Genomic DNA, 25,667 nt, shown 5'->3' with positions numbered 1-25,667 from the left:
TGGGGATTCACGGCCGTAATGTTCGAACTATGTCACCGAAGAGCCGCATACCTGCCCCGGACCCGGGCGACACCTGGGTCCCGCGCCCGAGGCGCCGTGAGACCCCGCTCGGAATCCTGCGCCATGCGGCCACCTTCCTCGGCTCCAGCGTGCTGGGCGGCGTCCTGCTGGCGGGGCTGATCCTCCCGGGGGCGGGCGCGATGGGCCTGGGCGCCAAGAGCGGCGCCGAGGGCTTCGAGAGCATCCCCGACGACTTCAAGACCCCGCCGCTCACCCAGGCGACCCAGATCTTCGACGCCAAGGGCGGCCTGATCGCCAAGGTCTACGAGCGCGACCGCACCGTCCTGACCGCCGAGCAGATGTCGCCGCTGATCCGCAAGGCCCAGGTGGACATCGAGGACGCGCGCTTCTACGAGCACGGCGCCGTCGACCTCAAGGGCGTGCTGCGGGCGATCACCAAGAACGCGGAGAGCGGAGCCGCGGTGCAGGGCGCCTCCACCCTCACCCAGCAGTACGTGAAGAACGTCAACGTCGAGATGGCCGGGGACGACCCGGTGGCGGTGCGCGAGGCGCAGCGCAAGACCCTGGGCCGCAAGATCCAGGAACTGCGGTACGCCATCAAGCTGGAGGAGGACCTCTCCAAGGAGCAGATCCTCACCAACTACCTGAACATCACCTTCTACGGCCACCAGGCGTACGGCATCCAGGCCGCCTCCCAGCGGTACTTCAGCAAGGACGCCAAGGACCTCACCCTCCCCGAGGCGGCGATGCTCGCCGGGCTGGTGCAGAACCCCACCCAGTACGACCCGAAGCTGCACCCGGTGGCCGCGCAGAAGCGCCGGGACACCGTCATCGACAAGATGGTGGAGAACAAGCACATCACCGCCCAGCAGGCGGCCGAGGCGAAGGCGGCCCCGCTGGGCCTCAACTACAAGGACCCGCAGAACGGTTGCATCACCGCCCAGGCCGGCATGGGCTTCTTCTGCGACTACGTCCGCCACGTGGTCAAGCAGGACCCGGCCTACGGCAAGAGCGCCGCCGAGCGCAAGAAGCTGTGGGACACCGGCGGGTTGAACATCTACACCACGCTGGACCCGGAGAAGCAGGCCGCCGCCCAGCACGCCGTCTCCACCAAGGTGTACGTCACCGACCCGGTCTCGGCGGCGATGACGATGGTCGAGCCCGGCAGCGGCAAGATCCTGGCGATGGCCCAGACCCGCCCCTACGGCCTGGCGAAGGAGAAGAACCAGACCGTCGTCAACCTCAACGTGGACGCGGCGATGGGCGGGGGCATCGGGTTCCAGCCCGGCTCCAACTTCAAGCCGATCGTGGCCGCCGCCGCCCTGGAGGCCGGCCTGTCGCCGACCCAGCAGTACGACTCGCCGAACCGGATGGACTGGCCGACGATGAAGACCTGCGACGGCACCTGGAAGAACCTCAACAAGGGCAGGAAGGAAGGGACGATCCCCAACGAGAGCCCGAGCGAGAAGGGGCCGTACCAGCTCAAGCAGGCGATGGCGCTCTCGGTCAACACCTACTTCGTGCAGATGGAGCAGGAGATCGGGCTCTGCGCCGTCAAGCAGATGGCCAACAAGCTGGGCGTGACCGGCAAGGCGAGCGGCGACCCGTTGCAGGAGGTGCCCGCCCTCGGCCTGGGCACCCAGGAGGTCAGCCCGCTGACCATGGCCAACGTCTACGCGACCTTCGCCGCCCGGGGCTCCTACTGCGCGCCGGTGGCGATCAACCGGATCACCACGGTGGCCGGCAAGGACGTCCCGGTGGCCCCGGCCCGCTGCGACCAGGTGATGTCCCCGGACACCGCCGACGTGATCAACAGCGTGCTGCTCGGAGTGACCGAGAAGGGCGGCACCGCGCGGGACCTCCGGCTGGACGACGACCGCCAGATCGCGGGCAAGACCGGCACCACGGACGAGAAGAAGTCGGCCTGGTTCACCGGCTACACCGGCAACCTGGCCGGCTCGGTCTGGCTGGGCAGCCCGGGCGTCAAGGTGCCGATGCGCAACATCCGGATCGGCGGCCAGTACCAGCCCGAGGTGTTCGGGGCGACCGGCCCGGGGCCGATCTGGCAGCAGGCCATGAGCGACGCCGTGCGGTCCATGCCCGAGCAGGACTTCACCACGGTCCACATCCCGGACCCGGTCCGCCCGACCCCCGGGTGCGGCACCCCCACCGGCTCGCCGTCCTCGGCGACCTGCACGGGGGCGCCCGGCCCGGGCTCGACCGGCCGCCCGCGCGGCAACTCCCCGTCGGACGGCGGCGCGACCGGCCGCTCGGCCCCCACCACCCCGCCGGACTCCCCGGACCCGTCGGACCAGTGACGCCCGCGGCCCCGCCTGAGTACCCGTACTCATGCGGGGCCGCGGCCCGTCGGCGGACGATGGGCGCCATGCCGCACAGCTTCCTCGGCGTCCCCGCCGTCCTCTGGCCCTCGATCGGCTACCTGGCCGGTTACCTGGTGATCGCCGTCGCCGCCGCCCGCGAACTGCGCGGCGGGGTGAGCGCGGCCAACGCCGTCCGGCAGTGGACGGCGGTGGTGTGGACGATGCCGGGGTTCCTGCTCGCGATGGCCGTCAACCCGTTCCCGGACGGCACGGCGGCCCGCTTCCTGTCCGCCACCGCGCTCGGCGCGGCGGGCAACGCGGCCCTGCTGGCGCTCACCGCCCACGCCTTCGGGCTGCGCTGACACCTCCCGCCGAAGTCGGCGCTACCGCGCCTCGACCGGCTCGCCGGTGTCCTGGTCGAGGTTGAACACCCGCCGGTAGGAGTCGGTGACCACGGTGATCCGGGTGCGCCCCGTCCAACTCGCCGTCACCAGCCGGGCGTCGTCCGGGCCGCCGCCGACGTCCGCCAGCAGCCAGCGCCGGGCCGACCAGCCCTGCCCGCTCTCCAGCAGCACCTGCCAGTGCTCACCGGCCTGCGGCCCGGAGCCGTACGAGCGGTGCACCACCACCAGCGAGCGCTCCGCACCGGCCGGCGCGTCCTCCCGGCTGCGGCTCTCGGCCGCCGACACCTTGTGCGCGGCCAGCACGCCGAGCAGGAACACCACCCCGGCGGTCACCGTGACCGCCCGGGTGGCGGCCCGTACGGCGGTGCGGCGGTCGCTCAGCCAGGCGGCCGCGATCAGCGCGCCGAGCGCGCCGCCGAGCATCAGCTCCGGCCGGTTCAGCAGGTCGGCGACCAGCATCAGTCCGCCCGAGCGGCTCTCCCACTGGCCCTCGGTGTACAGCAGGACGGCCGCCGCCCCCGCGGCGAGCAGCAGTCGGGCCAGCAGCCGCCTGGCCCGCGGCGACCGGCGGCGCCGGTACCGTTCGGTCCACTCGTCCATCGTCCCCCCGGTCATGTGCTCACAGCTCCATGAGGAGTTTCCGGCCCTCCGGCCAGTCGCCCAGCCCGGAGTCCGCGTTGAGGTGCCCGTACGCGCCCGGCTCGACGTAACGGGAGCCCCAGGCCCGGGCGAACTCCCGGGCCCGCTCCGGGGTGATCCACGGGTCGTCGGTGGAGGAGACCACGACGGTCGGGAACGGGAGGCGCTCCAGCCTCACCGGCCGGAAGCCCGACACCTCCGGCACGTCGGCGTTGTCCACGTCGGCGGGGGCGACCAGCAGCGCGCCCCGCACGGCGGCGGTCCGCTCGGCGGCCGCACCGGCCGCCCAGTCGGCGGCGGTGACGCAGCCCAGGCTGTGCGCCACCAGCACCACCGGCCCGTCGGCGGCGGCCGCGGCCACCGCCGCGTCCACCCGCGCCACCCAGTCCGCCCGGTCCGGGTGGTCCCAGTCGGCCTGCTCGACCCGGCGGAAGGCCTCCGGGTCGGCGGCCTCCCAACGGGTCTGCCAGTGCTCCGGGCCCGAACTCTGGTACCCGGGGAGAACGAGGTAGGTCGTGCGATCGGTCATGAGCTCCTCCGGGGCGGTTCCGGCCGCGGCCGGTGGACGGCCGGTGGACGGGTCGTGGACGGTCGGTGGGCAGGCAGCACGAGAGTCTAGGCCTCGCCCGCAACCTCCCCACAGCCGGGCACCGCACCCACCGCCCCACCCACCCCCGCCCCGGCGCGCACGGCTTGCGGCCGGCGCGCGCGCCGGGTGGTGCGCCGCCGTACGCCTGGTGCGCCCTGTTGCCAACGGCGCGGCCGGTACGGGAGGTTGGTGCGGGCCCGGGTGCGGCGGCCACCGCGCCCGGGCCCGCACCAGGACCGAGGTTCGATCACGTGGAGGGATGTCGGCGATGACATCGAAGATCCTGCTCGTCACCGGGGACGCCGCCGAGTCGTTGGAGGTGTTCTACCCGTACCAGCGGTTGCGCGAGGAGGGCTACCAGGTCGACATCGCCGCCCCGACCAAGAAGCGCCTGCAGTTCGTGGTGCACGACTTCGTGGACGGCTACGACACCTACACGGAGAAGCCCGGGTACACCTGGCCCGCCGACCTCGCCTTCGCCGACGTCGACCCGGCCGACTACGTCGCCCTGGTGATCCCCGGCGGCCGCGCGCCCGAGTACCTGCGCAACGACCCGGACGTGCAGCGGATCGCCCGGCACTTCTTCGCCGGGGACAAGCCCGTCGCGCAGATCTGCCACGGCCCGCTGATCACCGCCGCCGCCGGGGTGCTCGACGGCCGCCGCACCTCCGCCTACCCCGCGCTCGCCCCGGACATCAAGGCGGCGGGCGCCGAGTTCGTGGAGGGCGAGGCGGTGGTGGACGGTGTGGTCGTCTCGGCCCGCGCCTGGCCCGACCACCCGGCCTGGCTGCGCGCCTTCATCGAGGTCCTGCGCACCAAGGCCCCGGTGTCCTGACCCACCGCGAGGGCCCGTCCTGGGCCCGGCCCCCGGCCGTACCCCGAGACCTCTCGGGGTACGGCCCCGGGCCACGGTCAGGGTAGCGGGCCCTCCGGGAGGCTGACGACGGCTGCGGACCGGTCCTGCCATGGTGTCAAGGCCCATGGAAACAGTCGGAGTTGACGCTCCGGCGCCCTGACCCAGGGAGACCGGCATGACCGCCGATCCGACCGCCCCGGTCCGGAGGCTCCGTCGTCCGCTGCTGCGCGCCGCCGTCACGGCCACCGCGGCCGCGGGCCTGCTCGCCACCCTCGCCCCGGCAGCCCTCGCCGCACCCGCCGCACCGCGCCCGGCCGCCGACTGCCGCGGCGCCCTCCACCTCACCGCCGCCGACCCGGCCGACCGGACGGACTCCGCCGCCGGCCGGGCCGACCGGGCCGCCGCGGACGCGGCCCTGGCCGGCCTCACCGGCCCGGGCTACGCCACCTCCGCCCTGGCCGCCGTCTGGGAGGACGGCCGGCTGGAGTGGCGCAACGCCACCGGTGTCGCCGACCGCGGCAGCGGTGGCCCCGCCGACCCCGAGGGCCGGTTCCGGATCGGCAGCGCCACCAAGACCTTCGTCGCCACCACCCTGCTCCAACTCGTCGGCGAACACCGGCTGGACCTCGACGACCGGCTGGAGTGCCTGCTGCCCGGCGTGGTGCCCAACAGCGCCGCGATCACCGTCCGGCAACTGCTCGACCACACGAGCGGCGTCGCCAACTACACCCAGGACCCGGCCTTCGAGTCCACCGACGAGGGCTGGCTGAACGGCCGCCGCTTCCGGCCCTACTCCCTCCAGGACCTGGTCGACATCGCGAACACGTACCCGCCGGCCTTCCCGCCCGGCCAGGACTGGGCCTACTCCAACACCAACTACGTGCTGGTCGGGATGATCATCGAGAAGCTCACCGGACACAGCTGGCAGCAGGAGGTCACCCGCCGGATCATCCGCCCGCTGCACCTCACCGGCACCTCGATGCCCGGCAACTCGCCCTTCGTCCCGGGCCCGCACGCCCACGGCTACCTCAAGACCGCCGAAGGCCCGGTGGACGTCACCCTGCTCGACCCCTCGATGGCCGGGTCCGCCGGCGCCGGCATCTCCACCACCGCCGACCTCACCACCTTCCTCGGAGCGCTGCTCGGCGGCCGGTTGCTGCCCCCGGCCGAACTGGCCGAGATGCAGCGGACCACCGCGAGCGGCGGGGGCCGCGGCTACGGCCTCGGCCTCCAGCGGGTGGACACCCCGTGCGGCACCTTCTGGGGCCACGCCGGCGGCATCCCCGGGTACAACACCCTGATGCTCGGCTCGGCGGACGGCAGGCGCCAGTTCGCCTCGGTCGTCACCGCCTACGACGTCGGCGACGGGAGGGCCGCCACCGCCGCCTGGAACCGGCTGACCGCCACCGCCCTGTGCGGCCCGCAGCAGTCGCCCGCCGCTCCCGCCCCCGCCCCCGGCCTCGGTCCCGACCTCGCCCTCCCCGCGCCCTGACCGTCCCCCTACGCTGACCGGCGACAGTGCAGCCGATCACCACCAGGAGGACCAGTCATGGCAGAGCCGCTGATCGCCACCGTCGGGGGCAAGGTGCCCGCCGTCGACCCGGGCGCCTTCCTCGCGCCGAACGCCGTCGTGGTCGGGGACGTCAGCGTCGCCGCCGGGGCGAGCGTCTGGTACGGCGCGGTGCTGCGCGGCGACGCCGAGTCGATCGCCGTCGGCACGGGCAGCAACATCCAGGACAACTGCACCCTGCACGCCGACCCCGGCTTCCCGCTGGTGGTCGGCGAGCGGGTCTCGGTCGGCCACAACGCGGTGCTGCACGGCTGCACCGTCGAGGACGACGTCCTGGTCGGGATGAACGCCACCGTCCTCAACGGCGCCCGGATCGGCGGCGGTTCGCTGGTCGCGGCGGGCGCGGTGGTGACCCAGGGGATGGACGTCCCGCCCGGCTCGCTGGTCGCGGGGGTCCCGGCCAAGGTCCGTCGGGAGCTGACGGAGGAGGAGCGGGCCGGGATCAAGGCCAACGGCGAGGGCTACCTGCTCCTCGCCGAGGCGCACCGGGAGGTCTAGGCACGCCGGGTCGGCGGTCCGCCGCTACAGCCGGTCGTAGACGGCGGACAGCCGGCGCAGCACCTCGGCGGCCCGGTCCAGGGCCTCCTCGTCGTAGTCGTCGAGGTCGGCGTGCAGGGCCTCGGCCAGAGCGGCCTGGCGCTGCTCGTGCCGGGCCCGGCCGTCCTCGGTGAGGGCGACCAGGACGGACCGCTTGTCCTCGGGCGGGCGGGTGCGGGTGACGTAGCCGGCGGTGACCAGGCCGTTCACCAGCTGGGTGGTGGCCGGGCCGGTGGTCTCGGTGCCGGCGGCGAGCTGGGTGATGCTGAGCGGCCCCCGCTCGGCCAGGGTGCGCAGGGCGCGGGCGTGGGTGAGGGACAGGGCGCCCGGGGTGCGGGTGGCGCGCCCGCGCAGCCGGGAGTCCGCGGCGCTGAGCCGGTAGGCGGCGCGGGCCAGGCGGTCGAGTGCCTGGGCGCGTTCGGGCGTGGGCGGCGGTGCGGTCGTCATGGTGGGTTCCTCCTCGGCGGGTTGACAACAGACTAGCCTCAGTACTTAATAGATAAGTACTTACTCGCTAAGTACTTATCTACACCGCTCCAGGAGGAGACCGTCATGACCATTCGTTCGACCGGCCAGAACTGGGCCCTGGACATCGCCCTCGCCCAGGGCGGCTTCGACGCGCTGCACCCCGAGGCCGTCGGGACCATGGAGCAGCTCGGCCACGACCACACCGACTTCGCCAAGGTCTTCGCCCTGGTCAGGAGCGGTGCCATGCTGCCCAAGGCGTGGGCGACGGTGGCCGGCCAGGCCGAGGAGCGCGCCGCCCACCACGAGCGCGCGGGCTTCGCGCAGACCGCCGCCGACCTCTACCTGCGGGCCGCCGTCATGTGGGGCCGGGCGCAGTACTCGATCTTCGACGCCACCGACCCGCGCAAGGCGGTGCTGCGCGCCCACGCCGACCACTGCGTGGACCGCCTGGGCGCCCTGCGCGACGGCCGGGTCCGCCGGGTGGTGCTGGACTTCGAGGGCTCGACGATCCACGCCCTGCTGCACCTGCCCGCCGGGCGGGTCGAGAACGCGCCCGCCGTCATCCTCGGCCCCGGGATGGACATGATCAAGGAGGACTACATCTGGGCGGCCGAGCGCTACTACACCTCCCGCGGCATCGTCGCGCTCTCCATCGAGGGCCCCGGCCAGGGCCAGACCCGGGCCGGCGGGCTGACCGTCGACCTCGGCAACTACGAGCGGGCGATCGGCCGCTACCTCGACCACCTGGCCGAGCTCCCGGAGGTCGACGCCGAGCGGATCGGCATGTTCGGCATCTCGATGAGCGGCTACTGGGGCTCCCGGGCCGCCGCCACCGACCGCCGGATCGCCGCGCTCGCCGCCTTCGAGGCCGTCACCGGGGACTTCGCGACGATCTTCGAGCGGGCCCAGCCGACCTTCAAGAACAACTACATGTACATGGCCGGGTACACCGACGAGGAGGCCTTCGACCGCGACCTCGCCCACCGCATGCCGCTCGGCGACCTGGTGGCCGAGATCACCTGCCCGGTGCTCTACGGGATCGGCGAGTTCGACGAGCTCACCGACCTCACCCAGGCCCTGGCGAGCTTCGAGCGGGTCCGGGCCCCGAAGGAGCTGCGGGTCTACGAGGACGAGTTCCACCCGCTCGGCGGGGTGGCCGCCGAGGCCTTCCGCTTCGGCGCGGAGTGGCTGGAGCGCGCCCTGGCCGGCGAGTTCGCCGACCCGGGCCGCGACGTCCGGCACTACGTCCACCGCGACGGACGCACCACCGACGGCTCCGCCGACCCCACCTGGTGGCGCGGCGCCGCCCCGACGGAGCTCACCGCGCTGCGCCGCGGCTGACTCCTACGGGGTCGGCGCCGAGGCCGGGGTCGGGGCCGGCGTCAGTGGCACGCCCGTCCGCTCCGCCGACGGTTCCACCGGGACCGGGGCGGGCGGGCGCCGGTCGGCCGCCCAGGCCAGCACCGCGACCACGGCACCGGCCGCGGCCAGACCGGCGCCCACCAGGGTCGGCGAGGTCCAGCCGAGCCCGGCGGCCAGGGCCAGCCCGCCGAAGTAGGCCCCCTGGGCGTTGGCCAGGTTGAACGCGCCCTGCACCGTCGCCGAGGCCAGGGTGGGCGCGCTGCGCGCCTTCTGCAGCACCAGGGTCTGCACCGCCGGGACGATCGCGAAGCCGAACAGGCCGATCAGCACCACCGTGACGGCCGCCGACCAGCGGGCGTGCGCGGTCACCGCGAACAGCGCGAGCGTCGCCGAGAGCAGCAGGAAGGAGACGCAGACGGTCGGCCGCAGCGCCCGGTCGGCGGCGAACCCGCCGATCACGTTGCCGAGCGTCATCCCCACCCCGAACAGCGCCAGCACCCCGGTCACCGAACCGGTCGCGTACCCGGAGACCTCGGTGAGCAGCGGCGCGATGTAGCTGTAGCAGGCGAACATCCCGCCGCAGCCGACCATCACGGTGGCCAGCGCCAGCCACAGCTGCCCGCTGCGGAAGGCCCGCAGCTCGTGCCGGAGCCCGGACTGGCCGGGGGAGGGGAGGGCCGGCACCAGCCGGGCGATGGCGAGCGTCCCGGCGGCGGCGATCACCACCACCACCAGCATGGTCGCCCGCCAGCCCAGGTGCTGGCCGAGCAGGGTCGCGGCCGGGACGCCGACGATGTTGGCGACGGTCAGCCCGGAGAACATCACCGCGACCGCCCGGGCCCGCCGGTCCGGCGCCACCAGCTCGGCGGCGGCCACCGCCCCGGCGCCGAAGAACGCGCCGTGCGGCAGCCCGGTGATCAGCCGCGCGGCGGCCAGCGTCCAGAAGTCGGGGGCCAGCGCGCACAGCAGGTTGCCGGTCGCGAACAGCCCGGCCAGCGCCACCAGCACCGCCTTGCGGGGCTTCCCGGCGGCCAGCGCGGTGAGCAGCGGCGCGCCGACCACCACCCCCAGCGCGTACGCGGAGATCAGCCAGCCCGCCTGCGGGATGGAGACGTGCAGACTGTCGGCGACCTGGGGGAGCAGCCCCATGGCGGCGAATTCGGTGGTCCCGATGGCGAAAGCGGTGACGGCCAGCGCGAACAGCGCGAGAGGCAAGGGGTGACTCCGGGGTGATGCCCGCGCCCGGCGGGTGCGTGGCGGGTGCGGGCGGTTCGGGCGGCGGGGTGCGCGGCGGGTGCGTGGCGAGGGAATTCGTTCGTCGAGAATCCTAATCGGCCCGGATGACGTCCCCGTGAGGCCCGTGTGACGAATCGGGGGCGTGCGGAGCAGGGGGCTCGCCTCGGCGGCCCCCGCGCGCAAGACTGGGTTCATGTGCCGCAACATCAAGACGCTGCGCCCGCCCGTCACGCCCGACGCCGGCGAGGAGGACTTCCACGCCGCCGCGCTGCAGTACGTCCGCAAGGTGTCCGGTTTCCGTGCACCGGCGGCCCACAACCGGGAGGCCTTCGACCGGGCCGTGGACGCGGTCGCCGAGGCCACCGCCCGGCTGCTCGACGAGCTGGAGGTGCGGGGCTCGCACGCCCGTGCCGCCGGGACGACCGTCTGAGACGCGAGGAGCAGGATCCGCCGATGAAACCCGTCGACCGTTACGCCCTCACCTTCCCCGGCACACCCGGCACCCAGGCCCCGCAGGACGTGGTCGTGGTCGTCCGGACCAGCGCCAAGGGCCCGGGCGGGCACCCCGTCTACGAGGACGCCAGCCGGATCGTCCGGGCCGAGATCAGCGAGGCCGGGGAGGTCCGGATGCTCGCCAGCGGCGGCCACCAGACCCCGCACCTGCCGGTGCACGCCCACCCGCTGCCCTGAACCGCCTCGGACGTCCCGAGCCGCCGAGCCGCGCGATCCCCCCGAAGCGCGGGTCGCGGGCGCGCCCGTGCGGCACAATCGGCCCATGACCACAGCGATTTGGCAGGGCACCGTCGTCGCCGAGAGCGAGGACACCGTCCTCGTCGAGGGCAACCACTACTTCCCGTGGGAGGCGGTCCGGGCCGAGTTCCTGCGGCCCTCCGACACCACCACGGTGTGCAGCTGGAAGGGCACGGCGAACTACTACACGGTGGAGGTGGCCGGGCAGGCCAACCCGGACGCCGCCTGGTACTACGCCGACCCGAAGCCGGAGGCGGAGCACGTCCGGGGGCGGGTGGCCTTCTGGCGCGGGGTGGAGATCACCGAGTAGCGGCAGCCGCGCCCCCGCGTGTCCGAGCCCCGCGTCCGGCCCGAGTGTCCGGCCCGAATGTCCGGCCCCCGTGCCCGGTCGGCCGGACGCGGGGGCCGCGCCGTTGCGCGCCGGGGGCCGTCCCGTTCCGTACGAGGGGTGCGGTCAGCCGCCGAGGGCCGGGGGCGGGGCGACCGCTCCGTGCCCCGTCTTGACGCCGTTCACCATCGCCTGGTGGACGGCCCGCGCGGTGCTCTCGTCCGTCGCGGCGACCGGGCTGCCGGACACCGTGTACCAGTCCAGCGCCCCGGTGTACTGGACGGTCAGCCGCGCCTCGCCGTCCACCCACGTGGTGTGCACGGTGAGGTCGCCGGAGATGGGGCCGACCTCGGTGGTGGTGACCCCGCCGGGGCCGCTGATGATCGACTGGGTGGTCCAGGTCGCCCACGAGGTGCGCGGGTCCGCGGGCGGCCGGGTCTGCCGGTCGGTTTGATCGTGTTCGGTCATGCGCCTATCCTCCCCCGCCGGTGCGCCACCATCCGGGCAGCGACACCTGCGGTCAAAAGGACCGCCCGGTCCCGCCGGGCGGTCGGATCGGTGTGGCGGACGGTCAGACCCGGTCCGGGCCCCTCGCGCCGGGTTCGTCCAGGATGGGGTCGCCCTCCGCCTGGGAGGTGTCCTGTGCGTGCAGGTTCTGCATCGAGGTGACGCCCTCCTCCGGATCGGCGGCCCGGACGTCCTCCTCGCGGTCGGTGCTCACTGCGGAGCGTTCGCTCATGTCGGTCATCGCGGGCTCCGTCTCCTCGGCCGGCCCCGGCGCGCCCGGACGCGGGCGCGGTCGGGCCGGGTCTGTCCCTCGCCCCTCCAGCCTGCCCCCGCCCCGGCGCCGGGGCCAGCCGGGTGACCCGCGCACCCGGCGGCCGGCGGCCGGGGGCCGCCGGGCGGCGGGCACCGGGGCGCAGGATCACCGGAGTGGAGGACCGCCGCCGCGCAGGATCACCAGGTCACGGGCAACGACCGCATCCCGTAGATGAACGACTCGGTGCGGAACGCGCGCTCCCCGGCCGGCCGCAGCCCCGGCAGCCGCCGGAACAGCGTCTCCAGGGCGATCTGCAGCTCGGCGCGGGCCAGCGGCTGGCCCAGGCACTGGTGCACGCCGAAGCCGAAGGCCAGGTGCCGCCGGGCGTCCCGGTCCAGGTCCAGCTCGTCCGTCGACCGGTGCCCGGCGCCGCCGAACACCGCCTCCTCCCGGTTGGCCGTGGACAGCATCGCGATCACGCCCTCCCCGGCCCGGACCGTGACCCCGCCCAGCTCCACGTCCTCCACCGCCACCCGGGGCAGCCCGGTGTGCACGATGGTCAGCAGCCGCAGCAGCTCCTCCACCGCGCCCGGCAGCGCGGCCGGGTCGGCGAGCCTGGCGACCTGCTCCGGGTGCTCCAGCAGCAGCGCGGTGGACAGCGCGATCATGTTCGCGGTGGTCTCGTGCCCGGCGACCAGCAGCAGCACGCCCGTGCTGGCCACGTCGTCCGGGCTCAGGTCGTCCCGCGCCGCGAGCCGGCTCAGGACGTCGTCCTCCGGTTGCGCGCGCTTGCGGGCCGTCAGGTCGCGCAGGTAGTCCTGGACCTCGTCCTGGGCCACCCGGAGCTCCTCCACGGTGCTGTCCCGGCTGAGCAGGGTGCGGCTCAGGCCCTGGAAGCGGTCGCGGTCCTGGTACGGCACGCCGAGCAGCTCGCAGATCACCAGCGAGGGCACCGGCAGCGCGAACTCGGTGACCAGGTCGGCCGTGGTCCGGCCCGCGGTCATCCGGTCCAGTGCCTCGTCCACGATCCGCTGGATCTCCGGGCGCAGCGCTTCCACCCGCTTGACCAGGAAGTCCCCGGTGACCATACGGCGCTGGCGGGCGTGCTCGGGGTCGTCGAGGCGCAGGAAGTTCGGCTTGCCCGTGACCAGCTCCTCGCGGGCGCCGGCGACCAGCAGCGGGAAGGCCGGGTGGCGCACGTCGGCGCTGAACCGGCGGTCGGACAGCACGGTGCGGACCTCGGCGTAGCCGGTGACCAGCCAGCAGGCGTCGCCGTCGGGGAGTTCGGCCCTGGTCATGGACGCGGTGACGGCGGCCTCGGTGTACACGGGCGGCGGGCCGAACGGGCAGCCGCTGGAGTGCGGGGCCGGCAGCAGCGGGACGGCGGGGGCGGTGGGTGCGGCGGGGGCGGTGGGTACGGCGGTCAAGGCGGGGGTCTCCTCGTGTCGCGGGTGTCCTCGTGGGGTTGCCGGGTGCAGGGAGGCCTCCCGGCGGCCTGCGGGGCCGCAGGTGGGGACCGTCAGACCTCGGCCTCGGCGGGCCCGTCCTCGGTGACGCTGATCGCCCGGCCCGGGCAGAGCTCGGCGGCGAGTCTGACGTCGTCGAACTGCTCGGGCAGCAGCACGACCTGGCGAAGTGTCACAAGGCTGTCCCGCTCGTCCTGGTCGAAGACCGCGGGCACGTTCATCACACACATTCCGGAGCTGCAGCAACGGTCCCGGTCGACGCTCACCTGCATGTCGGCACCTCTCGCCAGGGCGCCGCCGGCTGCCCGGCGGCCGCCTCTCGTTGTCACGGTCAACCTAGCCGCCGCTGGTCCGCCTACGGAGCGGTAGGGCGGACGGATCGGCAAGAATGGCCGATTCGGCTCCTGCGTGAACGCCCTTGCCGCGCAATGCGTTTCAACCGGCGCCAGGCCGTCGGACGGGGCGGCGCGGACGGCCTCACAGGCCCTCGGCGGCGGCCAACTCCCTGACGGCGGCCACGGTGTCGGCCTCGGCGGCGCTCTTGTCCGGCCGGTACCGCACCACCCGGGCGAACCGCAGGGCCAGCCCGGCGGGGTAGCGGGGGCTGCGCTGGAGGCCGTCGAAGGCGATCTCGACGACCAGTTCCGGCCGCACCCGCACCGTGCGGGCGTCCCGGTCGACCTCCCGGGCGAGCAACTCGGCGGTCTGGCAGGCGAGCGTGGCGTCGGTCAGCCCCTTGAAGGTCTTCCCGAGCATCACCCACGGGCCGAGGCCCGGCTCGCCCGCCGCCCGCGCCCCCAGGTGCAGATTGCTCAGGAACCCCTGCCGCCGGCCGCTGCCCCACTCCGCCGCCAGCACCACCAGGTCCAGGGTGTGCCGGGGCTTCACCTTGATCCAGCCCGCCCCGCGCCGCCCGGCCGCGTACCCGGCCGCCGGGTCCTTCACCAGCACCCCCTCGTGGCCGAGCGCCAGCGCCCCGCGGAAGAACGCCGAGGCCTCCGCCCGGTCCTCCGTCTCGATCCGGGCCACCCGCAGACCCTCCGGCACCGCCCCGGCCAGCGCCGCCCAGCGCTCCCGGCCCGGCCGGTCCACCAGGTCCGCACCGTCCCGGTGCAACAGGTCGAAGAACCGTACGCTGAGCGGGACTTCGGCCCGCAACCGGTCCGGATCCCGCCGGGTGGCGGTACGCGCCGCGGTCTCCTGGAACGGACGCGGCCGCCCGTCCGCGCCCAGCGCGATCGCCTCGCCGTCCAGCACCGCCGACCGCAACGGCAACGCCAGCGCCGCCTCCGCGACCTCGGGGACGCGCGCCGTGATGTCCTCCAGGCCACGGGTGAACACCGCGACCTCCCCGCCGTCCCGGTGCACCTGCACCCGGATCCCGTCCAGCTTCCACTCCAGCGCCGCCGCACCCGTACGCTCCAGCGCCGCCACCACGTCCGGCGCGGACGCCGCCAGCATCGGCCGCACCGGCCGCCCCACCTCCAGGCGGAACCCCGTCAGGGCCTCCGCCCCACCGGCCAGCGCGGCCCGCGCCACCGCCCGCGCCGACCCCCGGAACATCAACGCCCGCCGCACCGCCGCCACCGGCACCCCGGCCGCCTGCGCCACCGCGTCCCCGACCAGCGCGTCCAGGGCCCCCTGCCGCAGGTCCCCGACCAGGACCGCCCGCAGGAACCTCTGCTCCACCTCCGTCGCCCGCCCGAACAGACCCGCGAGCAGCCGCCGCCGCTCGGCCTGCGCCCCCGCCCCGTGCACCCCGGCGATCCGCTCCAGCTCCCGCTCCACCTCCCGCACCCCCAGGGAGGCCTCCACCGCCGGCGCCGGCAACTCCCGCAGGGCCGCCCACCCCACCCCCGTCCGCAAGCGCTGCGCCTCACCCGACAGCAGCACCACCGCCGCCGCCCCCTCCTCGGCGCCCAGCTCCCGCAGGCACCCCGCCAACAGGCCCACCTTCGCCCGCCGCCCGGGCTCCGCCGCCACCTCCCGCGACACCTCCGCCAACCGCCGCAACCCCATCCGCCGCCACCTCCACCCCCAGCATCCGCGCGGCCCCCCGACCCCGCACCCCGACCGCCCGGGCACGTAGCCTTTCCCGTCCAGCAGTTGACCGGTGAGGGGGAGCGTCCGTGTCGATCGAGTTCGTGCGCCGGTCGGACGGCCTGGCCTACCGCTACCGCCGGGACGGCGAGTTCAACGGGCGGCCGTCCTTCAAGCGCCTGGACCTCGACGTGTGGTGCCGGTGGCTGCCCGAGCGGGGCTGGTGCACCGTGGACGCCGACGGGACCGCCAACGGCTGGCCGCTGTCCGGCCGTCCGGGCCAGGGGCCGTTCCCGCCGCTCGGCCCCTGGCGCAGCTGGAAGGCCGGCAAGTCCTACCTCTACGACCTGCGCCGCACCGAGGAGCTCGACGGGCCCCCGGCCACCGGACCGTTCGAGGACGGAAAACCCGAGGCGGACCGCCGCACCCCGCGGCCATAATGGCCGCGCCCGCCGCCGCCCCGTTCCGAGGGGCGAACCGTCGGCAGGGCGGGAGACGGGGGAGATCCTTGGCACGGCACGCCGCACGCACGGTACTGGTGGCCCTGGCGCTGCTCGCCCTCGCGGTGGGCTGCACGGCCGACCCGGGCGTTCGGCCCACCGCGTCCGCTCCGGTGCCCAAGGCGCCGGCCACCGTCCCGCCGGAGGCCGCGACGGCCTGGCGGCCGCTCGCCCCACTGTCCGGCGAGCAGCTGCGGGCGGCGCTGGCGCCCGTCGCCGAGCTGCCGCCGGGCACCACCACCGAGGACGAGGCGCCGCCGTCCGACGCCACGGTGGCGACGATCGCCAGGGCTGCCCAGCGGAAGCCGGCCTGTGCGCCGGTCCTCGACGCCATGATCGAGCAGTCGGCCGACTCCGCCCGGCTCACGTACGTCACCGGCGACAACAACCTGGGCAACCGGACGTCGGTCCAGCTGGCCGGCGTCCCCGGCGGCCGTGCGCGGGCGGACTTCGAGGCGCTGCGGGACGCCGTCCACGGGGGCGGCTGCACGAGCCTCCGGTTGAACGACCGGTCCGGCGCCGAGCCGCTGGAGGTCGAGCCGGTGGCCTTCCAGGCCTTGGAGGTGCCGGTCGTCGGCTTCCGTCTCCTGTCGCCCACCGGGGCGATGGCCGGCCGGGGCGGGTTCACCCGGCTCTACCTGTACGCGGCGGTCGGCGACAACCGCGCGGTGTTCTACAAGGGCGACGACACCGCGCTCGCCCCTGCCCTGCCCACCGGTCTGGTGACCGCGCAGATCCATCGGCTCGTCACTGCCGGGGCGTCGCCGGAGCCGACGCCCATGGCCGTTACTCCTTGACAGGGTGCGTAATACTGTAACGCGCGCGGTCCCGAGGCGCCGTCGGAGCGGGCCGCGCGGCGTCCCTTCCCAGCAGCTCGGAGCACCGCATGCACCCCTTCCTCGACCACCCGGGGCCGCTGGCCTTCGCGCACCGGGGCGGTGAGCTCGGGCACCCGGAGAACTCGCTCGCCGCGTTCGAGGCCGCCGTGGCGCTGGGCTACCGCTACCTGGAGACGGATGTGCACGCCACCGCCGACGGTGTGCTGGTGGCCTTCCACGACTCCCGGCTGGACCGGGTGACCGACCGGGCCGGGGCGGTCGCCGAGCTGCCGTGGGAGACCGTCCGGCGGGCCCGGATCGGCGGCACCGAGCCGGTGCCGCTGCTGGAGGACCTGCTCGGGGCGTTCCCCGCGGCCCGGTTCAACGTGGACGTGAAGGCGGCGCCCGCCGTGCGGCCGCTGGTCGAGGCGATCCGCCGGACGAACGCCTGGGACCGGGTCTGCGTCGGCGGCTTCTCCGACAGCCGGATCGCCGCCGTGCGCGCCGCCGCGGGCCCCCGGCTGGCGACCTCGCTGGGCCCGCGCGAGGTGGCCCGGCTCCGGCTGCGCTCGCTGGCGGGCCCGCTGGCGCGGGGTGGGGCGCCGTTCGCCGGGCTGTGCGCCCAGGTGCCGGAGCGGCACCGGGGGATCAGGGTGGTCGACCGGGCCTTCGTCCGGGCCGCCCACCGCCTCGGCCTGCAGGTCCACGTGTGGACTGTGGACGATGCCACACGGATCCGGTCTCTCCTCGACCTGGGTGTGGATGGCATCATGGCGGATCGCATCGACGTCCTGAAGGGCGTCCTCGGCGAGCGCGGCTGCTGGACGGACGGCAGCACCGGCTCCAGCACAGTGAAATAGGAGCCCATGAGCACCACGGACCACCTGCCGGACGACGTCTCGTCGCCGCCGGCGGCCGCCGACGACGGCCGTGCCCTGCGCCGGATGCAGTTCGGCTGGTACATCAACGACTGGGCCAACGCCGCCTTCTCGGCCACCGTCCTGACGGTCTTCCTCGGGCCGTACCTGACCGAGGTGGCGAAGAACGCCGCCGACGCGTCCGGCGACGTGCACCCGCTCGGCCTGGCGATCCGCGCCGGATCGTTCTTCCCGTACACGGTCTCCTTCTCGGTGCTGATCTCGGTCGCGGCGATGCTGCTGACCGGTACGGTCGCCGACCGCACCGGGCGGCACAAGGAGCTGATGTGCGGCTTCGCCTACGTGGGCGCGCTCGCCACGATGGGGATGTTCTTCCTCGACGGCGACCGCTACCTGCTCGGCGGCGCGCTGCTGGTGGTCGCCAACATCTCGTACGCGGTGTCGGTGGCGCTCTCCTACGCCTACCTCCCGGGCCTGGCCACCCCCGACGAGCGCGACGCCGTCTCCTCCAAGGGCTGGGCGTACGGCTACGCGGGCGGCGGGCTGCTGCTGATCGCCAACCTGGCGCTGTTCCAGGGCCACGAGGCGCTGGGCCTCTCCTCCGGCACCGCCGTGCGGATCTGCCTGGCCTCGGCCGGCCTGTGGTGGGCGCTGTTCACCCTCGTCCCGATGCTGCGGCTGCCCTCCCGGGCCGGCGTCGTCCGGGCGCGCGCCGAGGCCGCGCCGGACCAGCCGGCCGCCGGCAGCCTGCGCGAGCTCGGCCGCACCCTCAAGAGCATGCGCAAGCACCCGCTGACGCTGCTCTACCTGGCGGCCTTCCTCTGCTACAACGACGGCATCCAGACCGTCGTCTCGCAGGCCTCGCTGTACGGCAGCGAGGAACTCGGCATGGAGCAGGGCACCCTGGTCATCGCGGTGCTGATCGTCCAGATCGTGGCGATCGGCGGCGCCCTGCTGCTCGGCCGGATCGCCCAGCGGCACGGCGCCAAGAAGACCATCCTGGGCTCGCTGGTCGGCTGGGTGGTCACGCTGGCCCTCGGCTACTTCATGCCGGCCCATCAGCCGGTCTGGTTCTACGTCCTGGCCTGCATGATCGGCCTGGTGCTCGGCGGCAGCCAGGCGCTCTCGCGCTCGCTGTTCTCGCACCTGATCCCGGCCGGCCGGGAGGCCGAGTACTTCAGCCTCTACAAGGTCAGCGACCGCGGCACCAGCTGGATGGGCCCGCTGGTCTTCGGCCTCGCCTACCAGGTCACCGGCAGCTACCGCTCGGCGATCATCTCGCTGCTGATCTTCTTCGTGATCGGTTTCGCCGTCCTGGTGAAGGTCCCGGTCCGCCGGGCCATCGAGGCGGTCGGCAACCCCGTCCCCGAGCGGCTCTGAGTCCGTAGTCCGCTCCTCCGGGCGGCCGGGTGCTCGGCCCGGCCGCTCGGAGGAGCGGAGGAGCGGAGGAGCTCAGGGGCCCGCGATCAGCCGGCCGATCCCGTCGAGGAACTCCTCCAGGGTGGCGGCGGCGGGTTCGAAGGCGCCGTCGTGGGAGGCCGTGGTCGACCTCCAGACCCGTCCGGTGTGTCCGGTCGCGAACAGGTGGCCCGCGCCGTCGCTGCCGAAGACCAGCGCCAGGCGCTCGCCCTGGATGACGGGGACGCCGTACTCGCGGACGTGCCCCGTCACCGCGCCCGGCGGGTGGATGAAGTAGCCGTTGTCGAGATCGGGCAGGGAGGCCCGGTCGAGCACCCCGTAGAGCGTCGCCAGGTCGGGGGGCACCGGCAGCAGTTCGCCGAGCGCGTCCGCCGCCCGCCGGCCGGCCTCCGTCGCGTGGACCAGGGCGTTCTCGCCCGGCGGGAAGCCGTACCTGGCGGCGAAGGACCGGGTGAACCCGGCGAGGGCCGCGCCGGTCTCCTCGCACCAGGCCCGGAGCCACTGCGGGTCGAGCTGCGGACCGGGCAGCGGGGTGGGGTTCCTGAGGTCGATGGTGACGGACCGGCGCCACCCGGCTCCGGCCCGGGCGGTGCCGGGCCGCCCCGTTCCCGCCTCCTGCTCCTGTTCGGCCCCGAGGTCCTCCGATGCGCGGGCACCCAGGGCGCGCAGCCGCGCCTTGCCGGCCTCGTCGGCCTCCTCGGTGCCCGGGTAGAGGGCGGTGTACCGGCCTCCGTCCTCGTCCTGCCAGCTGTAGCTCTGGTACTGCTCCGTCGGTTCGTCCACCGCCGGAACCTCCGTTCCGTGCTGTCGGGATGACCCACCGTAGGCGATGGGGTCCGGTGCGGAGAAGCCCTTCACCCTCCCGGGTGGAACCGGGGAAACGGCCCGGGGATAACTGCCGGAGTGGAGTGTGCGGCGGGTGGTGTTGGCCGGGGTGGAGATCGGCGGGCGGGCGACGGGGCGGCATGCTGGCCCGAGCCGTTCGACCAGCGAGGAGACCGAGTTGAGCACCGCCGCCGTGAACCGTTGGAGCATCAGTGCGCCGCAGGAGGGGGACTACCCGCGCTGGCGCGAACTCTTCCGCGGGTACTGCGAGTTCTACCGGGTGCCGATGCCGGAGGAGAAGGCCGAGCTGGTGTGGTCCTGGCTCAACGACCCGGAGCACGAGGTGGAGGGGCTGCTGGTCCGGGACGGCGCGGGGACGCCGGTCGGCTTCGCGCACTTCCGGCCGTTCGCCCGGCCGCTGCACGGCACGGTCGCCGGGTTCCTGGACGACCTGTTCGTCGCGCCCGAGGTGCGCGGCGGCGGGGCGGTGGACGAACTGCTGGCCCGGCTGCGGGAGATCGCCGCCGAGCGCGGCTGGAGCACCGTGCGCTGGATCACCGCGGACGACAACCACCGGGCGCGCAGCAAGTACGACCAGGTCGCCACCCGGACGATGTTCGTCACCTACGACATGGCCCCGGACGGCCCGGGCCGCTGAGCCCGGCTCGCTGAGTCCGCTGCGCCTGTCGAGCCTGCTGCGCCCGGCCCGCCGGGGCGGCCGACCGGAGCGCTCGACCGGATCACGTGACCAAGTCGCCGGACATTCGTTCGGAGTTTCTGTTATCGGCGTTCCGCCGGGGGGTCTCCCAGGTGTCGGCACCCGACCAGCCGACCTGGACAGAAAGCAGTGGCCACGTGAACAGCGACGACAGGACGACCGTCATCCCGGCGAGCGGCGGCGGCGACGGCGGCGCCGACGGGAGCGGCGGCCCCGGCCGCCCGGGTGGCCGGGCCGCGCGGCGGGCCGCCCAGCGGCACACCGGCCACGGCCGCCGGGGACGTCGGCGCGGCGGGTTCGTGCCGGTGACCGCGGTCGTCGCCGCCGTGGCCGGGACGGGCCTGATCGCGGCGCTGGCCGGGGCGGGCTACGCGGCGTACGGCGGCAAGCAGAGCGACCGGGACCTCGCCGGGCAGGCCGCCGCGGCCGACTCGCTGGTCGCCGCCGAGGTGGGCACGCACGAGGGCATCCAGGTGCCGGGCGCCGGGGGAGCGGGCCTCGCGGGCGCGGTGCCGCCCTCGGGCAGTCCGACGGCGACGGGTCCGTCGGCCACCCCGAGCCCGTCGGCCACCGCGACGGCCACCGCCTCCCCGACGGCCCAGCCCACCGCGACGCCGACCCCGACGGCCACCGCCACCGCCACCGCCAAGCCGAGCCCGGCGACCACCCGCCCGAGCGCCAACGCCGCCGCGGGCACCGCCCAGCGGGCCGCCGCGGCCCCGGCGGGCGGCGGGTCGTCCCCCGCGTTCGCGCAGCAGGTCGTCGACCTGGTCAACGCCGAGCGGGCCAAGGCCGGGTGCGGCCCGGTCGCCGCCGAGCCCCGGCTGGCCAGCGCGGCCCAGTCGCACAGTGACGACATGGCCAACCGCAACTACTTCGACCACGCCAGCCCGGAGGGCTACCACGCCGACCACCGGATCGAGGCGGTCGGCTACCGCTGGAGCACCTGGGGCGAGAACATCGCCCGGGGCCAGAGCGATCCGGCGGCCGTGATGGAGTCCTGGATGAACAGCCCCGGCCACCGCGCCAACATCCTGAACTGCGACTTCAAGCAGCTCGGGGTGGGGGTGCGGACCGGCGCCAACGGCCCGTGGTGGACCCAGGTGTTCGCCGCCCCGGCCTGACCGGCCCCGCCCCTCGTTCCCGTTGCTCGCCCCTGAGCCCTGTCCCCTGACCCCTGCCTCCGCTCACCCCGCCTCCGCTCGCCCCCGGTGGCCGGTACCTCCGGCCACCGGGCAGTCCGATTTTCCGATTCCGCGCACATTGTTGTTATCTGATCACTCCCCACAGGTCTCCGAGGAGGCAGCGGCGGACGGAAACACGGCAAGACGGAGTGCGGACCATGAACGCTGATGTGCAGAACAGGACCGGGACGACCCTGGTACGCGCGGCGCAGGCAGGTGACCGGCAGGCCCAGGAGGCCCTGGTCGCCACCTGGCTGCCGCTCGTCTACAACGTGGCCGGCCGCGCCCTGCGCGGCCACGCCGACGTGGACGACGTGGCCCAGGAGACCATGATCCGCGCCCTGGACGGCCTGGACGGGCTCCGCGACCCGGAGTCCTTCCGCTCCTGGCTGGTCGCCATCACCATGAACCAGGTCCGCCGCCGGCATGCCGCCGGGCAGCAGCAGCCCACCGTCGGCGGCCTGGACGAGGCCTGGGAAGTCCCGGACCCCCGGGCCGACTTCACCGACCTCACCATCCTGCGCCTGGGCCTGTCCGGCCAGCGCCGCGAGGTGGCCGAGGCCACCCGCTGGCTGGATCCGGACGACCGTGAACTGCTCGCCCTGTGGTGGCTGGAGGCCGCCGGCGAACTCACCCGCGCCGAACTCGCGGAGGCCCTCGACCTGACCATGCCGCACGCCGCCGTGCGGGTCCAGCGGATGAAGAAGCAGCTGGAGGCCGGGCGGGTCGTGGTCCGCGCCCTCGGCGCCTACCCGCGCTGCCCCGAACTCGTCGAGGTCACCGCCGGGTTCGACGGCACCCCGAACTCGGTCTGGCGCAAGCGGATCGCCCGGCACATCCGCGGCTGCGCCGGCTGCGACGGCCTGGGCCGCGACCTCTTCCCGGCCGAGGGCCTGCTGGCCGGCCTCGCGCTGGTCCCGATCCCCTCCGCCTCGCCCGCGCTGCTGCACCTCCAGCACACCGCCGCGACCGCCGCGGCGGGCGCCCACACGGCGGCGGCCGGTGCGGGATCGGGCGCGGGCGGTACGGCGGCCGGTGCGGCCACCGGCGGTGGCGCGCACGGCGGTTGGGCCGGCACCGCCGCCCGCAAGGCCGCACTGGCGGGCGGTACGGCCGCGGCGGTGGCCGTCACCACGCTGGCCCTGGTCTGGTCGAACCCCACCGAGCCGCCGCACCCGGCGGTGCCCGAGCCCACCGTCCCGGCCGCCGCCCTGGACACCCCGGTGGCCCTGCCGGCGACCGTCCCGGACACCCCGACCGCCACCCCCACGCCGACGCCGACCCCCACCGGGACCCCGACCCCGACGCCCTCGCCCACCGCCACCCGGTCGACCCCGGCGGCGCCCCAGCCCAACCCGGAACGGCAGCTGGTGGACCTGGTCAACGCCGAACGCGCCAAGGCGGGTTGCGCCCCGCTGCGGATCGACCCCCGCCTGCACGCCTCGGCCCAGAAGCACTCCGACGACATGGCCGCCCGCGGCTTCTTCGACCACGTGAACCCGGACGGCGTCCGCACGGACGCCCGGATCACCGCGGCCGGCTACCGCTGGTCCCAGTGGGGCGAGAACCTCGACCGGGGCCCGACCACGGCGGCGAGCGTCTTCGCCCGCTGGATGGACGGCGGGATCCACCAGTCCAACATGCTCGACTGCGGCTTCAAGGACATCGGCGTCGGCGTCGCCACCAGCCCCGCCGGCACTCTGTGGACCCAGGACCTGGGCGCCCCGATGTCCTGACCGGCCCGCCCCCGCTCCGGCCCGGAGCGGCCCCGCCCGGGTCGGTCCGGGCGAGCGTTTCCGGCCAACCTTTGACGTGGGCATGCTGGCTGCTCTGGAACCCTCTTGGAGCGTTCCAATCCTTGCTACTGTCGCACCGGTTCCACCACCCCGGCGCCCGCACGGCCGCCGTGCGGGGCCCTACGGACCTGCCGACAGGACTGGTGTGAAGTGACAGAACTACGTGACCGACTGCTCGACCGTTCGTCGACCGCCGCCCTCCGAAGCCGACTCGCCGCCCTGGCCGGGGCGCTCGCGCTGCTGGTGGCCGTCCTGGTCGGAGCGGGTGCCGCACCCGCCTCCGCCGCACCCACCGGGGCCTCCGCCGCATCGGCCTCCGCCGCCAAGGCCGCTGCGGCCGGGCCCGGTTGGATCTGCCGGGGCGCGCCCGTCACCCCGGGCTACGTCCTCACCATGCACACCAACAACGGCTGCAACGGCGCCGGCATGTGGTACCAGCAGCCCGCACGGGACGGCATCTGGACCTGCGCGACCTCGCCGATCCCGGCCGGCTACGTGCTCTCCGGGCACAGCCCCACCGGCTGCGACGGCTACGACTCCTGGTACATGCGCCTGCCGGTGGACGGTCTGTGGACCTGCGGCACCTCGCCCATCCCGCCGGGCTACGTCCTGACCGCCCACGTCGCCAACGGCAACGGCTGCACCAACATCGACGCCTGGTTCATGCAGCTCGCCAGGGACGGCATCTGGACCTGCGCGGGTTCTCCGATCCCGCCCGGCTACGTCAACACCGGCCACCAGGTGCCCGGTTGCGGCGGCATCGGCTCCTGGTTCCAGGTGGTCGCCCGGCCCGGACTCCAGGTCTGCCCGTACCAGCCCGTCCCGGCCGGCTACCGCCTCGGGGCCTACGTCAACACCGCCTGCAGCGGCCTGGGCGGCTGGTACCTCCTCCGCGCCTGACCCGACCCGGGCCCGGGGAGGGGAGCCGCACGACGGCCGCACCCACCCTTCCCCGGGCCCGCCCCGAGAGTCCGGGGAAGGGCTACGCGGGGGTGACCGGCGCCAGGCCGTCCGCCGAGCCGGTCACGTAGCCGGTGGCCTGGCCGACCACGCCACCCGCGTCCCCGACCTGCCCGGGCACCGCGTCCGGGGCGCTGGTCAGCGGACCGGGCAGGCCCTCCTGGCCGCCGATCTCGCTGGCGTGCGCACTCGGAGCGGTCAGGGAGGCCACCACACCGACGGCGAGCGAGGCGACGGCGAGCATGCTGCGCTTCTTCATGGCCGGTCCAACGAAAGCGCGCCGCAAGGGTTACGGGCGGCCCCGGAGCGTCGCGGCCCGGGGAGGCGCCCGGGGCGTGCGGCCGGGATGCCGCGCACGGTGACCGAACGGATACTGGCCGCAGTGGTCCGTGTTCCGTCACGGCGCGCTACCGACGAAGGACGAAGGAGGACGTCATGGCCGGTAAGGCCAGCATCGTATTCGCCCACGGGCTCTGGGCCGACGGGTCGTGCTTCAACAAGCTCATCCCCACGCTCCAGGCCGAGGGCCACGAGGTCTACAGCTCGCAGCACGGGCTCGACTCACTCGCGGGCGACGTCGCGTGCGTCACCCGGGCCATCGAGCACGTGCCGGGCCCGGTGGTGCTGGTCGGCCACTCCTACGGCGGGACCCTGATCACCAAGGCCGGCGTCCACGACCGGGTGGGCGCCCTGGTCTACATCGCCGCGCTCGCCCCGGACGAGGACGAGACCTCGGTGGGCCAGCAGGAGAAGTTCCCCCCGACGCCCGTCTTCGCGCACGTCGGCGTCTCCGACGGGCGCCTCTGGCTGCTGGAGGCGGGCATCGGCGACTTCTGCGGCGACCTGCCGGCCGCCGAGCAGAAGCTGGTCCTCGCGACGGGCGCCGTCCCCGTCCCCGACCTGTTCGCCCAGCAGGTCCCCGGCACCGCCTGGCGCACCAAGCCGAGCTGGTACATCGTCGCGAACAACGACCGCACCGTGAACCCCGACCTGGAACGGGCCGCCGCCGAGCGGATGGGCGCGAAGACCTTCGACGTCGACAGCAGCCACGTCCCCATGCTGTCGCACCCCGACTTCGTCCTCGACGTCATCCGGGACGCCGCCAAGTCCCTGGAGTCCTAGGGTCCGTCTTCAAACTCCCGTCTGCGGGGCGACGCCGGGGCACGCGCCTCGCCGCGTTGTCGTCGGTCGCCAATGCGCTGCATTGGGCTCCCTCCTCCGC

Annotated in this window: 29 protein-coding genes; 18 read left to right on the top strand and 11 right to left on the bottom strand. The window is 74.6% G+C overall.

Going from position 1 to position 25,667, the window contains the following annotated elements:
* The first annotated feature begins 29 nt into the window (after window positions 1-29).
* Window positions 30-2,339, top strand: coding sequence for a transglycosylase domain-containing protein (locus ACFXPX_RS25520; protein ID WP_380587765.1), 2,310 nt, complete (start codon window positions 30-32; stop codon window positions 2,337-2,339).
* 68 nt (window positions 2,340-2,407) lie between these two features.
* Complete coding sequence (locus tag ACFXPX_RS25515) at window positions 2,408-2,704, top strand: hypothetical protein (RefSeq protein ID WP_380643440.1); 297 nt, start codon at window positions 2,408-2,410, stop codon at window positions 2,702-2,704.
* Between the two features lie 21 nt (window positions 2,705-2,725).
* Here ACFXPX_RS25515 and ACFXPX_RS25510 read toward each other — a convergent pair whose 3' ends face one another.
* Complete coding sequence (locus tag ACFXPX_RS25510) at window positions 2,726-3,361, bottom strand: hypothetical protein (protein WP_380525029.1); 636 nt, start codon at window positions 3,359-3,361, stop codon at window positions 2,726-2,728.
* A gap of 4 nt (window positions 3,362-3,365) precedes the next feature.
* Entirely contained in the window at window positions 3,366-3,914 is a 549-nt protein-coding gene (locus tag ACFXPX_RS25505; protein ID WP_380525030.1) for an RBBP9/YdeN family alpha/beta hydrolase, read from the bottom strand.
* Window positions 3,915-4,242: 328 nt separating this feature from the next.
* Here ACFXPX_RS25505 and ACFXPX_RS25500 point away from each other — a divergent pair, with 328 nt between their 5' ends.
* The 3 genes from ACFXPX_RS25500 to ACFXPX_RS25490 all read left to right on the top strand — a co-directional run bounded on the left by ACFXPX_RS25500 (window position 4,243) and on the right by ACFXPX_RS25490 (window position 6,898).
* Window positions 4,243-4,809 carry a DJ-1/PfpI family protein gene (locus ACFXPX_RS25500; RefSeq protein ID WP_380408273.1) on the top strand — a complete coding sequence of 189 codons (567 nt, stop codon included), beginning with the start codon at window positions 4,243-4,245 and terminating at the stop codon, window positions 4,807-4,809.
* Between the two features lie 196 nt (window positions 4,810-5,005).
* On the top strand, window positions 5,006-6,322 hold the full coding sequence (locus ACFXPX_RS25495; RefSeq protein WP_380643438.1) for a serine hydrolase domain-containing protein: 1,317 nt from the start codon (window positions 5,006-5,008) through the stop codon (window positions 6,320-6,322).
* 57 nt (window positions 6,323-6,379) lie between these two features.
* Window positions 6,380-6,898 carry a gamma carbonic anhydrase family protein gene (locus ACFXPX_RS25490; RefSeq protein ID WP_380525107.1) on the top strand — a complete coding sequence of 173 codons (519 nt, stop codon included), beginning with the start codon at window positions 6,380-6,382 and terminating at the stop codon, window positions 6,896-6,898.
* 24 nt (window positions 6,899-6,922) lie between these two features.
* Here ACFXPX_RS25490 and ACFXPX_RS25485 read toward each other — a convergent pair whose 3' ends face one another.
* Window positions 6,923-7,384, bottom strand: coding sequence for a MarR family transcriptional regulator (locus ACFXPX_RS25485; RefSeq protein ID WP_380587754.1), 462 nt, complete (start codon window positions 7,382-7,384; stop codon window positions 6,923-6,925).
* A 105-nt stretch (window positions 7,385-7,489) separates the two neighbouring features.
* On the opposite strand from ACFXPX_RS25485, the gene ACFXPX_RS25480 reads away from it, so the two are divergent.
* On the top strand, window positions 7,490-8,746 hold the full coding sequence (locus ACFXPX_RS25480; RefSeq protein WP_380525109.1) for an alpha/beta hydrolase: 1,257 nt from the start codon (window positions 7,490-7,492) through the stop codon (window positions 8,744-8,746).
* 3 nt (window positions 8,747-8,749) lie between these two features.
* Here the strand turns inward: ACFXPX_RS25480 and ACFXPX_RS25475 are convergent, their stop codons facing one another.
* A complete protein-coding gene (locus ACFXPX_RS25475) occupies window positions 8,750-9,982 on the bottom strand; it encodes an MFS transporter (protein ID WP_380587748.1) in 1,233 nt (410 codons plus the stop codon).
* A 214-nt stretch (window positions 9,983-10,196) separates the two neighbouring features.
* Between ACFXPX_RS25475 and ACFXPX_RS25470 the strand changes: the two genes are divergently transcribed.
* The 3 genes from ACFXPX_RS25470 (at window position 10,197) to ACFXPX_RS25460 (ending at window position 11,063) form a co-directional block, all read left to right on the top strand.
* Window positions 10,197-10,433, top strand: coding sequence for a DUF2277 domain-containing protein (locus tag ACFXPX_RS25470; protein WP_380525111.1), 237 nt, complete (start codon window positions 10,197-10,199; stop codon window positions 10,431-10,433).
* A 23-nt stretch (window positions 10,434-10,456) separates the two neighbouring features.
* The gene (locus ACFXPX_RS25465; protein ID WP_380643436.1) at window positions 10,457-10,693 is read left to right on the top strand and encodes a DUF6296 family protein; all 237 of its coding nucleotides are present in this window, start codon (window positions 10,457-10,459) and stop codon (window positions 10,691-10,693) included.
* 85 nt (window positions 10,694-10,778) lie between these two features.
* Complete coding sequence (locus tag ACFXPX_RS25460) at window positions 10,779-11,063, top strand: DUF427 domain-containing protein (protein WP_380525112.1); 285 nt, start codon at window positions 10,779-10,781, stop codon at window positions 11,061-11,063.
* A gap of 144 nt (window positions 11,064-11,207) precedes the next feature.
* Here the strand turns inward: ACFXPX_RS25460 and ACFXPX_RS25455 are convergent, their stop codons facing one another.
* From ACFXPX_RS25455 to ACFXPX_RS25435, 5 genes are all read right to left on the bottom strand, one after another.
* A complete protein-coding gene (locus ACFXPX_RS25455; RefSeq protein WP_380525113.1) occupies window positions 11,208-11,549 on the bottom strand; it encodes a hypothetical protein in 342 nt (113 codons plus the stop codon).
* A 103-nt stretch (window positions 11,550-11,652) separates the two neighbouring features.
* Complete coding sequence (locus tag ACFXPX_RS25450; protein ID WP_380643434.1) at window positions 11,653-11,829, bottom strand: hypothetical protein; 177 nt, start codon at window positions 11,827-11,829, stop codon at window positions 11,653-11,655.
* A gap of 209 nt (window positions 11,830-12,038) precedes the next feature.
* A complete protein-coding gene (locus tag ACFXPX_RS25445) occupies window positions 12,039-13,268 on the bottom strand; it encodes a cytochrome P450 (RefSeq protein WP_380643432.1) in 1,230 nt (409 codons plus the stop codon).
* Between the two features lie 92 nt (window positions 13,269-13,360).
* Window positions 13,361-13,579 carry a ferredoxin gene (locus ACFXPX_RS25440; RefSeq protein WP_380525115.1) on the bottom strand — a complete coding sequence of 73 codons (219 nt, stop codon included), beginning with the start codon at window positions 13,577-13,579 and terminating at the stop codon, window positions 13,361-13,363.
* Between the two features lie 205 nt (window positions 13,580-13,784).
* Window positions 13,785-15,326 (bottom strand): ATP-dependent DNA ligase, encoded by a 1,542-nt coding sequence (locus ACFXPX_RS25435; protein WP_380587742.1) that lies wholly within the window; start codon window positions 15,324-15,326, stop codon window positions 13,785-13,787.
* Between the two features lie 110 nt (window positions 15,327-15,436).
* On the opposite strand from ACFXPX_RS25435, the gene ACFXPX_RS25430 reads away from it, so the two are divergent.
* The 4 genes from ACFXPX_RS25430 to ACFXPX_RS25415 all read left to right on the top strand — a co-directional run bounded on the left by ACFXPX_RS25430 (window position 15,437) and on the right by ACFXPX_RS25415 (window position 18,923).
* Complete coding sequence (locus tag ACFXPX_RS25430; protein WP_380525118.1) at window positions 15,437-15,787, top strand: hypothetical protein; 351 nt, start codon at window positions 15,437-15,439, stop codon at window positions 15,785-15,787.
* A 68-nt stretch (window positions 15,788-15,855) separates the two neighbouring features.
* Complete coding sequence (locus tag ACFXPX_RS25425; RefSeq protein WP_380643430.1) at window positions 15,856-16,644, top strand: hypothetical protein; 789 nt, start codon at window positions 15,856-15,858, stop codon at window positions 16,642-16,644.
* Between the two features lie 89 nt (window positions 16,645-16,733).
* Window positions 16,734-17,525: a glycerophosphodiester phosphodiesterase gene (locus tag ACFXPX_RS25420; protein WP_380643428.1), complete on the top strand. Its 792-nt coding sequence runs from the start codon at window positions 16,734-16,736 to the stop codon at window positions 17,523-17,525.
* Between the two features lie 6 nt (window positions 17,526-17,531).
* A complete protein-coding gene (locus ACFXPX_RS25415; RefSeq protein WP_380525123.1) occupies window positions 17,532-18,923 on the top strand; it encodes an MFS transporter in 1,392 nt (463 codons plus the stop codon).
* Window positions 18,924-18,995: 72 nt separating this feature from the next.
* On the opposite strand, the gene ACFXPX_RS25410 is transcribed toward ACFXPX_RS25415, so the two are convergent.
* A complete protein-coding gene (locus ACFXPX_RS25410; RefSeq protein ID WP_380643426.1) occupies window positions 18,996-19,745 on the bottom strand; it encodes a hypothetical protein in 750 nt (249 codons plus the stop codon).
* A 220-nt stretch (window positions 19,746-19,965) separates the two neighbouring features.
* Between ACFXPX_RS25410 and ACFXPX_RS25405 the strand changes: the two genes are divergently transcribed.
* The 4 genes from ACFXPX_RS25405 (at window position 19,966) to ACFXPX_RS25390 (ending at window position 24,385) form a co-directional block, all read left to right on the top strand.
* On the top strand, window positions 19,966-20,445 hold the full coding sequence (locus ACFXPX_RS25405) for a GNAT family N-acetyltransferase (RefSeq protein ID WP_380587733.1): 480 nt from the start codon (window positions 19,966-19,968) through the stop codon (window positions 20,443-20,445).
* Between the two features lie 197 nt (window positions 20,446-20,642).
* Window positions 20,643-21,629 carry a CAP domain-containing protein gene (locus ACFXPX_RS25400; protein ID WP_380587730.1) on the top strand — a complete coding sequence of 329 codons (987 nt, stop codon included), beginning with the start codon at window positions 20,643-20,645 and terminating at the stop codon, window positions 21,627-21,629.
* 218 nt (window positions 21,630-21,847) lie between these two features.
* Window positions 21,848-23,425 (top strand): sigma-70 family RNA polymerase sigma factor, encoded by a 1,578-nt coding sequence (locus ACFXPX_RS25395; protein ID WP_380525572.1) that lies wholly within the window; start codon window positions 21,848-21,850, stop codon window positions 23,423-23,425.
* 210 nt (window positions 23,426-23,635) lie between these two features.
* Window positions 23,636-24,385, top strand: coding sequence for a hypothetical protein (locus tag ACFXPX_RS25390; RefSeq protein ID WP_380643424.1), 750 nt, complete (start codon window positions 23,636-23,638; stop codon window positions 24,383-24,385).
* Window positions 24,386-24,467: 82 nt separating this feature from the next.
* On the opposite strand, the gene ACFXPX_RS25385 is transcribed toward ACFXPX_RS25390, so the two are convergent.
* Window positions 24,468-24,704, bottom strand: coding sequence for a hypothetical protein (locus tag ACFXPX_RS25385; protein WP_380402434.1), 237 nt, complete (start codon window positions 24,702-24,704; stop codon window positions 24,468-24,470).
* Between the two features lie 176 nt (window positions 24,705-24,880).
* On the opposite strand from ACFXPX_RS25385, the gene ACFXPX_RS25380 reads away from it, so the two are divergent.
* Window positions 24,881-25,567: an alpha/beta fold hydrolase gene (locus ACFXPX_RS25380; RefSeq protein ID WP_380525570.1), complete on the top strand. Its 687-nt coding sequence runs from the start codon at window positions 24,881-24,883 to the stop codon at window positions 25,565-25,567.
* The last annotated feature ends 100 nt before the right edge of the window (window positions 25,568-25,667 follow it).

This window comes from Kitasatospora sp. NPDC059146, assembly GCF_042786665.1.
Lineage (GTDB): Bacteria > Actinomycetota > Actinomycetes > Streptomycetales > Streptomycetaceae > Kitasatospora.
The sequence above is the reverse complement of the archived record's forward strand: the minus strand, read 5'-3'. Positions and strand labels throughout refer to the sequence as shown.